This is a genomic window from Streptomyces sp. GL_148, assembly GCF_057834205.1.
The window spans coordinates 115,213-128,962 of the sequence record NZ_CM174396.1; the positions used below are offsets into that span (position 1 = coordinate 115,213).

9 protein-coding genes are annotated in these 13,750 nt (G+C 74.2%); 4 read left to right on the forward strand and 5 right to left on the reverse strand.

Annotated features, from left to right (window positions below; all coding sequences use genetic code 11):
* Positions 1 to 20 precede the first annotated feature (20 nt).
* On the reverse strand, positions 21 to 581 hold the full coding sequence (locus AC3IYI_RS00590; protein WP_489408304.1) for a PadR family transcriptional regulator: 561 nt from the start codon (positions 579 to 581) through the stop codon (positions 21 to 23).
* Positions 582 to 718: 137 nt separating this feature from the next.
* Here AC3IYI_RS00590 and nadE point away from each other — a divergent pair, with 137 nt between their 5' ends.
* Positions 719 to 1,549: an NAD(+) synthase gene (nadE, locus tag AC3IYI_RS00595; RefSeq protein WP_489408305.1), complete on the forward strand. Its 831-nt coding sequence runs from the start codon at positions 719 to 721 to the stop codon at positions 1,547 to 1,549.
* A 475-nt stretch (positions 1,550 to 2,024) separates the two neighbouring features.
* A complete protein-coding gene (locus AC3IYI_RS00600) occupies positions 2,025 to 3,596 on the forward strand; it encodes an MFS transporter (protein ID WP_489408306.1) in 1,572 nt (523 codons plus the stop codon).
* Positions 3,597 to 3,620: 24 nt separating this feature from the next.
* Here AC3IYI_RS00600 and AC3IYI_RS00605 read toward each other — a convergent pair whose 3' ends face one another.
* A complete protein-coding gene (locus tag AC3IYI_RS00605) occupies positions 3,621 to 4,328 on the reverse strand; it encodes a TetR/AcrR family transcriptional regulator C-terminal domain-containing protein (RefSeq protein ID WP_489408307.1) in 708 nt (235 codons plus the stop codon).
* A 38-nt stretch (positions 4,329 to 4,366) separates the two neighbouring features.
* Here AC3IYI_RS00605 and AC3IYI_RS00610 point away from each other — a divergent pair, with 38 nt between their 5' ends.
* Positions 4,367 to 5,806 (forward strand): FAD-dependent monooxygenase, encoded by a 1,440-nt coding sequence (locus AC3IYI_RS00610; RefSeq protein WP_489408308.1) that lies wholly within the window; start codon positions 4,367 to 4,369, stop codon positions 5,804 to 5,806.
* Between the two features lie 26 nt (positions 5,807 to 5,832).
* On the opposite strand, the gene AC3IYI_RS00615 is transcribed toward AC3IYI_RS00610, so the two are convergent.
* A complete protein-coding gene (locus AC3IYI_RS00615; RefSeq protein WP_489408309.1) occupies positions 5,833 to 7,446 on the reverse strand; it encodes an alpha/beta hydrolase in 1,614 nt (537 codons plus the stop codon).
* A 306-nt stretch (positions 7,447 to 7,752) separates the two neighbouring features.
* The gene (locus tag AC3IYI_RS00620; protein WP_489408310.1) at positions 7,753 to 8,976 is read right to left on the reverse strand and encodes a glycosyltransferase; all 1,224 of its coding nucleotides are present in this window, start codon (positions 8,974 to 8,976) and stop codon (positions 7,753 to 7,755) included.
* A 644-nt stretch (positions 8,977 to 9,620) separates the two neighbouring features.
* Here AC3IYI_RS00620 and AC3IYI_RS00625 point away from each other — a divergent pair.
* Positions 9,621 to 11,747: a PIG-L family deacetylase gene (locus AC3IYI_RS00625; RefSeq protein ID WP_489408311.1), complete on the forward strand. Its 2,127-nt coding sequence runs from the start codon at positions 9,621 to 9,623 to the stop codon at positions 11,745 to 11,747.
* Between the two features lie 195 nt (positions 11,748 to 11,942).
* On the opposite strand, the gene AC3IYI_RS00630 is transcribed toward AC3IYI_RS00625, so the two are convergent.
* Positions 11,943 to 13,499 carry a glycoside hydrolase family 15 protein gene (locus tag AC3IYI_RS00630; RefSeq protein WP_489408312.1) on the reverse strand — a complete coding sequence of 519 codons (1,557 nt, stop codon included), beginning with the start codon at positions 13,497 to 13,499 and terminating at the stop codon, positions 11,943 to 11,945.
* Positions 13,500 to 13,750: the final 251 nt, after the last annotated feature.

A 13,750-nucleotide genomic window follows, 5' to 3' on the forward strand; every position in this document is an offset into this window, starting at 1 on the left:
AGGGGCGCGGCGGCGCCGGGTCAGGGGGCCGCCAGGCGGTGGAGGGTGGCCAGGACGTCCTCCAGCCAGGCGAGCTGCATGCGCTCGTAGGCGATGCCTCCGCGGAGGACGACGTGCTGGAGTTCCCGCCCGGCGTCGCAGGGGTCCTGGGCCGGGGCCTCGGGTCCGGTGAAATCGCGGAACTCCCCCGCCAGGTAGTGCGTGAGCCGGTCGGCGTGCGTCCGGTGGTGCCGCTCGACCTCGCGGATCAGGGCGGCCGGATCGTCGAAGGCCGCGCCGCGGATCTTCACGGCGAGCTCGTGGCGGACGGTGTCGGCCTGGATCGGCTCGTGGAGCCAGGCCGAGAGGGCGGCGCGGCCGGCCGCGGTGACGGAGTACTCCTTCTTGTCCGGCCGGGTCACCTGCGGCACTTCGCGGACGTCGAGCCGGCCGTCGCCCTCCATCCGGCCCAGCACGCGGTAGATCTGCTGGTGGGTCGCGGTCCAGAAGTAGCCGATGGACCGGTCGAACCGGCGGGCCAGTTCGTACCCGGACCCCGGCTGCTCCAGCAGGGAGACGAGGATCGCGTGCTCAAGTGCCATGCCCCGATCTTTCTATGCAACTCGTTGCATAGACAAGCGCCGTCACGAGGGTGAGACGCGGCTCACCCGCGCGCTCGGTTAGGGTCGGCGGGACAGCGCATCGTTTCCGAACCGACGAACCATCATGAGGAGCAGCCGTGAGCCAGCCGGCGTCCACCGCCCTGCAGCAGGAGATCGCCCGGGAGCTCCTGGTCGCCGAGAGCTTCGACGCCCAGCGGGAGATCGAGCGCCGGGTGGCCTTCCTCGCCGAGCGGCTCACCTCCACCGGCCTGCGCTCCCTTGTCCTCGGGATCAGCGGCGGGGTCGACTCCACGACGGCGGGCAGGCTCTGCCAGCTCGCCGTGGAGCGGGTCCGCGCGGCCGGGCACGAGGCGGCCTTCTACGCCATGCGCCTGCCCTACGGGGTCCAGGCCGACGAGCGGGACGCCCAGCTCGCCCTCGGTTTCATCAATGCCGACCGGGTGCTGACCGTGGACGTGAAGCCCGCGAGCGACGCGGCGCTGTCCGCCTCCCTGGCCGGCGGGACCGTCTTCCGGGACGCCCACCACCAGGACTTCGTGCAGGGCAACATCAAGGCCCGCCAGCGCATGGTCGCCCAGTACGCGGTGGCCGGAGCGCACGACGGCCTGGTCGTCGGCACCGACCACGCCGCCGAGGCGGTCTCCGGCTTCTTCACCAAGTTCGGCGACGGCGCGGCCGACGTGGTGCCGCTGACCGGGCTGACCAAGCGCCGGGTACGGGCCTGCGCCGACGCCCTGGGCGCACCTGCCGAACTGGTCTGGAAGACGCCCACGGCGGACCTGGAGACCCTCGACCCGGGCAAGGCCGACGAGGACGCGCTGGGTGTCACGTACGACGAGATCGACGACTTCCTGGAGGGCAAGCCGGTCGGGGAGCGCGCCTTCGAGACGATCGTCCGCCGCTACCGCCTGACCGAGCACAAGCGCCAGCTGCCGATCGCGCCGTAGCGGTGTCCGCACCGGAGGCGGCGGGCGTGAAGTCCGTCTCCTCCGGGTACTGGTCGGTCACGGCGAGCACACCTTGCCCGGCTCGCGCAGGCGGCGTTGTTCACACCCCGAGGAGTCCCCGTGGCCGTCCTCAGTACGATCCTCGTGATCCTCGGCGCCTGGTGCGCCGCCAGCGTGGCCACCGCGGCCCTGTACGCGGCCCTGCGCCGCCTCCATGTCCGCCGCCAGCGGGCGGCGGTAGCCGCGCCGGACGCCGCGGCGGACTCCGTCTACACGGCGGCACGATGCGCCGGACCGGGAGTGCGGACGGGTCGGCCCGGCCGCTCCAGCCGATCCACACGCTCCAGCCGCCCCGGACGCCTTGACCGCCCCCGTCGGCCCGCTCACCCGTCCGGCCGTTCCGCCTGGGGACGCAGGGTCCCACCCCCGGATCTCCAGGCGGGCTAATCGTCACGATCCGTGTTTGGCTGACTACATGACGTCCGTCAGCGACACCTCATCCGGCCCGTTGTCCGAAGCCGCCCCCCGGCCCGCCGACGGCACACCGGCGGGCCCTCACGATCCCCAGCGCTGGTGGGCGCTCGCCGTCATCGGACTGGCCCAGCTGATGGTCGTCCTCGACGCCACGATCGTGAACATCGCGCTCCCCTCCGCCCAGCGCGATCTCGGGATGTCGGACGGCAACCGGCAGTGGGTGATCACCGCCTACTCGCTGGCGTTCGGCGGGCTGCTCCTGTTGGGCGGGCGCATCGCGGACCTCATTGGCCGCAGGCGGGCGTTCGTCATCGGCCTGAGCGGCTTCGCCCTCGCTTCCGCCCTCGGCGGCGCGGCGAGCGGACCGGGGATGCTCTTCGCGGCCCGGGCAATGCAAGGCATCTTCGCCGCGCTGCTCGCGCCGTGCGCCTTGTCGCTGCTGGCCACCACTTTCGACACCCCCAGGGAACGCGCCAAGGCCTTCGGCGTGTTCGCGGCGATCGCGAGCGGCGGCGGGGCCGTCGGCCTGATCGCCGGGGGCCTGCTCACCGAGTACCTGAACTGGCGCTGGTGCCTCTACGTCAATGTGGCCATCGCCGCGATCGCGGTTCTCGGCACCTTCGCCGTCCTGCGCGACTCGGGACGCACGGGAGCGAAGCTCGACGTCCCAGGAGCGGTCCTCGGGTGCAGCGGACTCCTTGCCATCGTCTACGGGCTGAGCGAGGCCGAACCGCGCGGCTGGTCCGACGGCCTGGTCGCCGGCCTCCTCGTCGGCGGGTCCGCCCTGCTCGCCGCGTTCGCCTGGTGGCAGGCGCGGGCGAGCGACCCCATGCTCCCGCCGCACATCATCAGGGACCGGACGCGGGCCGGCTGCCTCGTCACCATGACGCTGGCCACCATCACCCTGCTCCCCGTGCTCCTGTTCATGAGCTACTACTTCCAGCTCGTGCTCGGCTACTCCCCCGTCAGGACCGGGCTGGCCTTCCTCCCCATGACCCTCGCGATCATCACCGGTGCGACCCAGGTCTCCGCACGCTTCCTCGACCGGCTCGCCCCCCGCTCACTGATCGTCCCCGGGCTGCTCCTGGCCACCGTGGCCCTGGTCCTCCTCACGCGGCTGACAGTGGACTCCTCGTACGCGTCCCAGGTGCTCCCCGCCATGCTGGTCCTCGGGTTCGGCATGGGCCTGGTCTTCATGCCCGTGATGTCGACGGCCACCCAGGGCGTGGCACGGAGCGACTCGGGGGTCACCTCGGCCACGCTCAACACGGCCCAGCAGGTGGGCGGGGCGATCGGAACGGCGCTCCTCAACACCATCGCGAGCACGGCCGCGACGGCCTACACCGCCGCACACCTCGCAGGTCCGGCGGAGTCGGCCCATAGCGTCCCCGCGTCCCCGGCGCAGCGGTTGATCGAGGCCCAGGGCGTGGTGCACGGCTTCGGTGTCGCCCTCTGGTGGGCGGCTGGCATCATGCTGCTGGGCGCCGCCGCGGCCGCCGTCATGGTCACGGCCCCGGCGCTCGCGCCCCGCCGCGAGGTGCGGGGCGCGGCGGTCGCCGCCCCGACGCCCTGACGGGGCCGGCGCGACGTACGGGGCCTACGGGGCCTGCGGGCCTTGCGGGGTCGGCCGCGCGGCCGGCGGGAGGAGGGTCGCGGCGATGCCCGCGAGCACCGCCGCCAGGCCCGCTTCGAAGCCGGCGTCCTGGTCGCGGAACATCTCCGGGCCCGCCTCGGCCGTCAGCGGGAAGCCGGCGAGCCGGTCGGCGCGGGCCTTCAGGTCGTAGCCCTCGCCGTCCGAGCCCGGCAGCGGGCCCATCGACTGCTCCTCGATCACGTACCCGATGGTGTAGCTGTACGCGGTGAACCAGGCCCGGGCCGCTCCGGCAGCCGTGAAGCCGCCCGCGACGAGCGTCCGCAGATGGGCCTCCATGGGAGCGGCGTAGCTCATGTCGGTGAAATGCGTACCGCTGTAGACCTTGGCTCCGTCCCGGTAGCGCAGCAGATGCCCCCGCAGGCCCCGCATCGCGGCCTCCAGTGCCTGCGTCCAGTCGCGGGGCGGTCGGGCCGCGTCCAGGTCCGCCGTCATCCGGCGGAACATCTCGGTGGCCATCTCGTCGAGCAGGGCCTGCTTGTCCTTGAAGTGCCAGTACAGGGCGGGCGCCTTGACGTCCAGCTCCTTGGCGATGGCCCGCAGGGTCAGGCCCTCCAGGCCCACGTCTCCGAGCAGCCGCAGGGCGGTGGCGGCCACCGTCGCCCGGTCGAGCCGGGCCCGTTCGGGTTTCGCTTCTCGTTCTTCTCTCACCACCTTGACAACTTAACAGCGTTAAGCACATTCTCGTACCCATGACCGAACTTAACAACGTTAAGGAAATCGGGGCTCCCGACGTGCTCGTCGTCGGCGCCGGCCCCACCGGACTGACCCTGGCCCTGGACCTCACCCGCCGCGGCGTGCACGCGCTGGTCGTCGAGCGCGCCGAGAACCTCTTCCCCGGCTCACGGGGCAAGGGTCTGCAGCCCAGAACCCTGGAGGTCTTCGACGACCTCGGCGTCGGGGACGAGGTGCGGGAGGCCAGCGCCCACGCGCCGATCGGGCAGATCTGGCAGGACGGCCGGCCCGTGGGCGAGCACGACATGCTCGGAGACGCCGACGTCGGCGGCCCCACGGACACCGAACCGCATCCGCGAGTCCGCCTCCTGCCCCAGTGGCGCACCCAGGAGATCCTGTTCGAGCGACTCACCGGGCTCGGTGGCCGGGTCCGCTTCGGCGTCGCCCTGACCGGCTTCGACCAGGACGCCGACGGGGTGAGCGCGTACCTCTCGGACGGCAGTACGCTGCGCGCCGCCTACCTGGTCGCCGCCGACGGCGGCCGCTCCACGGTCCGCAAGGCCCTGGAGATCGGCATGACCGGCGAGACCGTGGATCCCGCCCCGATGGTCGTGGCCGACGTCCGGCTGCGCCCCGGCGCCCTGGACCGCGACCACTGGCACCTGTTCCCGGGCCCGGACGGCGGCTTCGCCGCGCTGTGCCCGCTGCCCGGCACCGACGAGCACCAGTTCGTGGCGCGGACCGCCGATCTCGACATCCCCGCCGCGGTCGCCGCCCTGACCCATCTGGGCGCGCAGGACGTCGTCGGGGTCCGGTGGGCCTCCGACTTCAGGCCCCGCGCCGCCATGGCCGACCGGTTCCGCGCCGGCCGGGTGCTGCTCGCGGGCGACGCGGCCCACGTGCACTCCCCCGCCGGCGGCCAGGGCCTCAACACCAGCGTGCAGGACGCCTACAACCTCGGCTGGAAGCTCGGACAGGTACTGCGCCACGGCGCGGACCCCGCGCTCCTGGACACCTACGAGCAGGAGCGGCAGCCCGTCGCCGCGCACGTACTGGGACTGTCCACGCGGATCCACCGCGGCCAGGAGGAACGCGGCGACGCCACCCGCCAGCTCGGCCTGGGCTACCGGGGCGGCCCGCTCTCCGAGGGGGCCGCGGGCGCCCTGGAAGCCGGGGACCGGGCCCCTGACGGCCCGCTGCCGGACGGGCGCAGGCTCTTCGACCTGTTCCGGGGGCCGCAGTTCACCCTGCTGGCCGTCGGCACGGATGCCGAACTGCCGCCCGTGAGCGCGGGCTTCCTGCGCGTCCACCGGATCGGACCGTACGAGCCGTACGGCAAGGGGCTCTTCCTGGTCCGGCCCGACGGGTACGTGGGCTGGGCGGGCGAGGACGCGACCGGACTGGCCCGCTACCTCGCCCGCCTGGCCCGCCCCGGCTCACCCGTGACGGCCGGCTGAGGCGGGCAGCTGAGGCGGATCCGCCGTCAGCGCAGGGTGGGGATCACGTCGTTCGTCTCGTCGACTTCCACGGGCCCGGTGGTGCGCCGGCCGAGCGCTTCCGGGGGCGTCTCGTCCGCGCAGACGGTGCCCGGTGCGGGCAAGGCCAGGGTGGCCAGGTAGTCGTTGACGAGCGCGCTGACGCACGCGCTCCGGTTGTAGGCGGTGTGACCCTCGGCGTCGAAGGTCAGCAGCCGTCCGGCGTCCAGCGTCCCGGCCAGGGCCACGGCGTCCCGGTACGGGGTGTCCGGGTCACCGGTCGTGCCGAGGACCAGGATCGGGGCGGAGCCGGCCGCCCGGTAGGAGCCCTCGTATCGGCTCGGGCGTTCCGCCTGCCACTGCGCGCAGGCGGGCGCGTGGTTGTGGTCGTAGGTGGGCGGTCCCAGGCCGATGGGCAGTCCCAGCAGGGGCGCCGAGGCAACCTCCGCGCTGAGCAGGCCGCCCAGGAGGAGCCGGCTCGTCGGGTAGACGCGGTCGGCGCACTCGACGGCCAGGTTGACGTTGAGGAAGTCGAAGGACCCGGGTGAGGGGGGTGACAGCAGGAAGGAGGTCTTGTGCGCCTGGGCCGCGGCCAGCGCCTCGCCCAGGTAGGGCCAGATCTCCTTGCCCGAGTTGATGTTGAACATCAGGCGGTAGGCGAGGGTGTAGCCCGTGGCCGGGCGTCCGCTCGGGGTGATGACGGGATCGGCGTCGAGGTCCCGCTTGAGCTGTTCGAAGGCCTCCCGGGCCTTGCCCTCGCCGAATCCGCAGGCGGTGGGGTTCTGCGTGCACCAGTCGAGGAACCGGCCGACCGCCGCGTCCAGGGCGGTGAACTGCGTGGCGTCGTAGGCGTACGGCACATCGGCGTAGCGGCGCGGATCGTAGGCCCCGTCCAGAACCATGGCGCGCACGCGCCGGGGGAACTGGGCGGCGTACACGGTGCCGACGTAGCTGCCGAAGGAGCGGCCGTAGAAGGTGAGCGTCTCCTCGCCGAGGGCCTGGCGCAGCAGGTCGAGGTCCTTGGCGTTGGACCCGGTGCCGATGAACGGCACGAGGCCACCGGCGCGTTCCCGGCAGGCGGCGGCGAACTCCTGGCCCTGCCGCAGGGCGGTCTGCAGGGCTCCGGGTCCGGGGACGCCGCGCGCGGCGTCGACGGCGGCCGAGTACTCCGCGTCGTTCCAGCACTCCACCTGGCCGCTGCGTGCCACGCCCCGCATGTCGTACCCGACGACGTCGAAGCCGTCACGGAGGGCCGCGGGGAGCGCGGCGTAGCTGTTGCGGGCGAAGTTCACCCCGGAGTTGCCGGGTCCGCCGGGGTGCAGCACCAGGACACCGGCGCGGTGGGCCGGGTCGGCCGCGAGCCGGCGGGTGACGGCCATCGGGATCGTGGTTCCGGTGGGTTGGCGGTAGTCCAGCGGCACCTGGGCGGTCGCGCACTCGAAGCCGTCGCCCTGGCCGTCGACACAGGGGCCCCAGGTGAGTACGGGTACGGGCGGGGCGGGCAGGGAGGTCGCCGTGGCGGCCCCGGGCCGGGCCCCTAGAAGCGCCGTGACCGCGATCAGGACGAGGGCTATCCCCCACACCACTCGCTTGCGCGCATCATCGGCTGAACGGGTCTGCATGCGGTGAGCTCCCTTGATGGCAGGTCGACGGCAGAGACGGCCCGGTCCGGGGGGAAGGTGTGGGCGCCCGCGCTCGGTTGAGCGGCAGCCTCAGGTTCCCATCCGTGGGGCGGGCCGGGATAGACGGCGGGCCCCACGGGATGCGGAACGTACGGCCCCGGCCTGCGGATTCGGCCCGCCGTCCGGCTGGGCCGACCGGATGAGGGCGGGCCCGGCCGGGGCCCCGCCCGGAGCACCGGCCGGTGGCCGGCAGTGCGCCGACGACCGCGTGGGAGAGCGCCGCCGGGATCCCGGGCGGAGCCGAGGTCAAGCGGTCCGGGCGGCCCCTTCGAGCAGCAGCCGTGCGGCCACCGTCGTCCCGTCGGTGCGTACCGCGGCGGCCACGGCGGCCGCCCGGGCGCGGGTCTCGGGGGCCAGGGCCGTACGCAGCGCGGCCGACAGGGACTCGGCGGCCGGGGGCGGGCCCTCGTGGGCCGCGCCGATGCCCAGGTCGGTGACCCGGCCGGCCCAGTAGGGCTGGTCCGCTCCCTGGGCCAGCACCACCTGGGGCACGCCGGCGAGGGTGGCGGTCGTCGTGGTGCCCGCGCTGCCGTGGTGTACGACGGCGGCCACCCGGCGGAAGAGGGCCTGGTGGTTGACCTCGTCGACGAGGAGGCAGTCGTCCCGGCCGTCGGCCGGGGTCAGTTCGGCCCAGCCCCGGGAGAGGACCGTACGGCGGCCCCCCGCACGGATCGCTTCGACGGCCGCCGGTGCGACCCCTTCGACGGCGCCCGGGGGCATGCTGCCGAAGCCCACGTAGACGGGCGGTGGGCCGTCGTCCAGGAACGCCACCAGTTCGACGGGGAGCGGGCGTTCGTCCGGTGCGCACCACGCTCCGGTCTGCATCACCGCGAGTCCCGTCGGCTGCCACGGGGAGAGGAAGGGGTCCGTGGCGAGCCACGGGCGGGTGGTGAAGGCGTAGTCACGGACGGAGTCCACCGGTGCCAGACCGGCCGCCTCCCGCAGGGTGTTGAGCGTCTCACCGAACATGGTGTTCGCAATGCGGGCGTCCAGGTCCCACAGTGCCTGGTTGTCGGTGGCGTCCGGCGGCAGCGGTTGCCCCCGCCGCGCGGGCGGCCGCCGGTGGGGTGACGGCAGGCTGACCGGCTGGTGGCTCGCGTGCACGTACCGCAGGCCCAGCTTTTCGGCCACCGACCGCGCGGCGGCGGTGACCGGCAAGGGGCCGGTCGCCACGAGCGCGTCCGCTCCTTCGGCCGCAGCGGCGACGATGTCGAACTGTGCGGCCATCAGATCCTCCGCCCGCTGCGCAAGGCCCTGTGCCGATCCCGGCGTCACCGAGGTCACCAGCGGGCGCACGGGGCTGCCCGCCGGCACCAGCTCCACGCCGAGCCCGGCCAGCCGCAGCGCGAACTCCTCGTCGGGCGGCGCGCACACGCGGACCTGCGCACCGAACTCCCGCAAGCGCACCGCCAGCCCCGCCATCGGCTCGACGGCCCCGCGCGACCCGTACGTCGACAACACCACACGCATTCGGTGACTCCCATATCGGCATATCGGCAGAGGCGGATAGCCGTCGATTCCGGCTTCCGTGGGCGATTCTTCGACACGCCCCGGGTCTTGTCGCAAGCCCCCCTCGGACCTGTATGTTGATCATGGCGGGGGGTGCGCAGTGCGCGACGGATTCGAGGCGGGAAGCATCGGCGCGTCGAGCGGCCCCGCCGCGGACCTCGGGCGCGGAGGTCCCCGCAGTGTGGATCCGATCACACCGGAGGCACCCTCCCCGCACGACCACCGGGGACGCTTTTCGGCCCGGCCGCCGACCCCGTGTCGGGCGCCGGGGGTGCGGCCGCCACCGCGCCCACCAGGGGACGGGCTCCGCGAGCAGCCGGATGTGCCGGATGTGCCGGACCTTCGGCTTCGACGGGGGCGGCACGGTTCGCCGGGGCACGGGGCGGGAGTCCGTGCCTGATATATACGGACAAAAGACCCAACTTGGGTGATAGGGGGAAAGTCACTCGATGTCGACCGATAAAGGACCTGACGGTGTGTCAGGCACACGCGCGCGAGGCATAATCGGACCCGGTCGTCTCCGGAAAGCGGTGGGGCCAACGGGGCACCGACCCGCCCCGCAGCCCAACTTCGCACCCGACCGACCGATCCCCGAGGCGTTGCAGATGTCCCTGGCCAGCCGCACCCGCCTCGCGGTCGTACTCACCGCGCTCACCGTCGGCGCCGCCGGGGTGACCACCTGGGCCTACGGGTACGGGACCACGTCGGAGCCGGCGGCCCCCGGGGCGGCGCCCCGCCCGAGTGTGACCGAGGGCACGGTCCTCCAGGTCGTCGCGCATCCCGACGACGATCTCTTCTTCATGAACCCCGACCTGAGCCGCTCCATATCCACGGGCATCAAGGTCACCACCGTCTTTCTCACCGCCGGCGAGGCCGACGGCCACAACGAGGCCCACGGCCCGCACCTGCAGGACCCCGTCGTCCCCGCCAACCACGCCGCCTACGCGGAGGCCCGGCAGAACGGCATACGGGCCGCCTACGCGCAGATGACCACCGGCGACCGCACCAGCGCCTGGCAGCGCCGCTCCATACCCACCGCCGGCGGCGGGAGCGCCGAAGTGGACGTCCTCGTGGCACGGCCCGAGGTGAACCTGGTGTGGATGCAGCTGCGGGAGGCCGGCAGCATCTCGGGGGACAATCCGAACAGCCTGCGCGGACTGTGGGACGGCCGCGTCCCCGCCCTGGGTGCCCAGATGAGCTTGCGGACTCCGGTCAAGCCCGGGTTCTCGTACAACAAGGACCAGGTCATCGAGGCCCTCGCGGGGATCTTCGCGATGTACCGGCCGACCACCATACGGACACAGGACCCGACGCCCGGCCGGACCCGCATCGGCGGCAACTTCCTCGACCACCAGGACCACATATACGGTGCCCGGTTCGTGCAGGCCGCGGCCGAGCGCTACGCGAAGTCCACGGACCGGCCGCACTTCTCCGTCCAGAACTACATGAGCTATCCCAACACCCCCCTGCCGCCTGCACTCGACCCGCAGGCCGCCGCGGAGAAGCTCGGTTACCTCAAGACCTACGCCTGGACCGACCACCAGAACTGGTGCGGCAGCCCCGCCGGCTGCGGCGATCGCAAGACGGCCACCCGGCCCACCGGCGCCGGCTGGACCCGGACCATCCGCTACAGCCGCGGCGATGTCAGCTCCTGGATGACCGAGGGCGTACCGGGCCGGCTGTGGGCCTTCGCCGTGCTGGACGGCCGGATGGCCCACTGGTCGCGCAGCGGACCCCAGGCCGCTTGGCAGGGGCCCGAGTTCCTCGCCGGGACCGGGATGGACACGGGGGCGACGGCGGTCCGGCTCCCCGACGGCAGGGTCGGGGTCTTCGGTACCCGGACCACGCTGGGCGCCACGCCCAAGGCGTACAAACGCGAGCTCGTCTACTGCGTCCAGGCTGCGCCCGACGGCGCCTTCGGCCCGTGGCTGTCGCTGGGCACCCCGGAGACGGACGACACGACCGGCACCTCGGCGATCAGCGCACCGGCCGTGGCCCTGGACGGTACCGGCCGGATGACCGTCTACGTACGCGATTCCCGGCGCACCCTGCGCGCCAGCACGCAGTCGGCCCCCGACGGAGCCTTCGGCGCGTGGGCGTCCCTGGGCGGCTCCGGCCTGCTGGGCGACCCGGTCACCGCCACGGACAAGGCCGGCCGGCGCCACGTGTACGCGGCCACGGCGCAGAGCGTGCTGGCCTGGGTCCAGCACACCCCGGACGCCCCGCTCGGCGCCCCCGTCCCGACCAGGCTGCCGGCGACCACCGGGGCGCTCTCGGCGCGCGCGCAGGGCGACGGAGTCGCCCTGTACTTCCGCCGCCCCGGCGCGGGCACCGTCGCCACGAGCCTGGCCACCGCCGACGGGCCCGTACCGCAGTTCTCCCCGGTCACCGAGGTGGGCGGCCAGGGCGGCTACGGCTCCGTCGGCGTCGCCGGGGACCTGCTCGCGGGCCGCGCGGGTGCGGGCACGGTCGGCGTCTCGGACAGGGACGGCGGACCGTCCTGGTACGAGTCCCAGATGTACTACACGGGCGCCCCGGCTGCCCTGGCCCCCCAGGACGGCCCGCCCGTCGGCGCGGTTCTCGGCCTGGACGCCGGTCTGCACGTCACGACCCCTCCCCGTGGCGCCTCCAAGCTGCGCAGCAGCCACCCTCCCACCGCCCCCTGGTACCCGGCCGTCCCGCCGCCGGAGGGTGTGCCGGACAGCCCCGCGAGTCCCGGGGGACAGCCGTGAGCGGCGCGGGCGACGACGACGGCGAACCGCGTCGGGTCCCGGCCGCGGCCGGCTCCTGACACCGTCCCGCCCCGCTCGGCACGGCGTCCGCGCCGCGCCGTGCCGAGCCGAGCCGAGCCGCCGGGTGAGGGAACGCAGCCCGGTTGAACCCCCACGATGTGTGCGTACGGCAGGCCCGGCGGCCTGCCCTGCCCGCTACGGGCGCAGGGGCGGGGTCGGGAGCCCCTTGCCGTCGAGCGCCACGAGGGCCAGGACGGCGATGGAACCCGTCCACGCCAGGGGCGCGACCGAGTGGGGCCGGCCCGCCCCGTCCACCTTCTCCGGCAGTTCGCCGAGCGCGTTCCGCTTGGAGAGGACCCAGTCCAGGACCCGCCCGGCCTTCTCCGGCCGGCCCGTGCCGGCCCAGGCGAGCGCGAAGAAGGCCGTACTGGGTGTCCAGGCGTACGCGCCCCAGCGCGCCCCGGGATCGTTCCCGGGCGTCAGCCCGCCGTTGGGCAGCAGCAGTTCCCGGTACGTGGTGTCCAGTGCCCCGGCGAGGCCGGCGGGGGCTTGGTTGAAGGGCGGCGCCATGAAGGCCACCGCGCTGTCGTGCCCGTGGCGTCCGTCGACGGTGCGCTGGTAGCCCAGGGGGAGGAAGCGGGTGGAGATGCCGGCGGACAGCCGCCGCGCGGCGCGGGCCCAGCGGGCCGCGTCCTGGGGCCGGTTCGCCTCGCGGGCGAGGTCTGCGGAGGCGTTGAGCCCGGCGAGCAGCGGTGCGGCCGTACCGATGTTCGCGGTGGCCGTCGTCAGCTCCCAGTAGTCGGGGGACGCCGGGGGCAGCCCGTCCGCCCGCAGGGAGCCCGCCGCATGGTCGGCCGCCTTGCGGATCATCGGGTAGAGGGTGGCCAGCCGGGCCCGGCGGGTGGCCCGGGGGGCCGCCTGGTACCACTGCCAGGTGGCCCACGGGACCCAGCCGTTGGCGTCGAGCTGCGGGCTCCTGGAGTCGGGCGGCCCGGATCCGTCGAGCTTCGTCCGCGCTTCCCAGGTCCCGTCCGCGCGCTGGGTCGCGGCGCTGTAGCGCAGGATCCGGTGGGCCTCGGCGTCGTGGCCGGTGTGCGCGAAGGCCGCCGCGGCGAAGCTGGAGTCGCGCGGCCAGGAGTACTTCCAGCCGTGGCTCCAGCCCGCCGCCACGGCGCCGTTGGGGCGGAGCAGGGCGCGCATGGCCAGCAGGGCACGCTCGGCCGCCGCGCGCTGTTCGGGCGAGGCGCCGGGGACCCGGCCGGAGGCCAGCCAGGCGCGGCTGCGTTCGATCTGCCGCAGGGCGGGCGGATGGCCGGCGGCGACCACGATCGAGGCCGTCTTGGCGTCGGGAAGGTACATCCACCGGCCGGAGGCCAGCCGCAGGACGTGGCTCCCCGTGACGTAGCGCGCGTCCGCGGCGAGGGACGGCGGAACGCCTTCGGCGCCGGTCGCGTTGGACAGCAGGCCGGCGGTGGGGGCCTCGAGCGCCGTCGGGCTGGCGTGTCCGGGCGCGGGGTCGGAACGGCCCCGGTGGCCCACCGGCATGGCGAGGGGCGCCGGGCCGCCGTCCTGCTGCCCGATGTCCCGGTCCACGGGGCGCCCTGCCTCCTGCGGGGTGGCGTGCCCGGCGTCGTACCGGGTGGCGTGCCCCGGGTGCCGGACGGTGGGATGGCCCGGGGTGCACACGGGTACGGCGACGCTCGCCAAGGCCGCCGTGACGACCGCCCAACGGCCGGGCCGGACACCGGGCATCGTCGCTCCTTCCGCCGGCCCGCGTGCGTGCGGACCCTGCTCCCCCATGCTGGGAGAGTCCCGCGCGGGCCGCCACGGCAGGCCCGCCGCGCGGGTGACCCGGGAGTGCGCAGGGGCCTCGTGGCCCCGTACCCGTCCTGGCGCACCCAGGATGCCGGGTGCCTCGGGCCGTGCACATCATGGGTTTCCGCGGGCCCCACGGTCACCGCGGGCGGCGGGCGCGTCGGCCGCCTCCCCCGGCCGGATTCGGC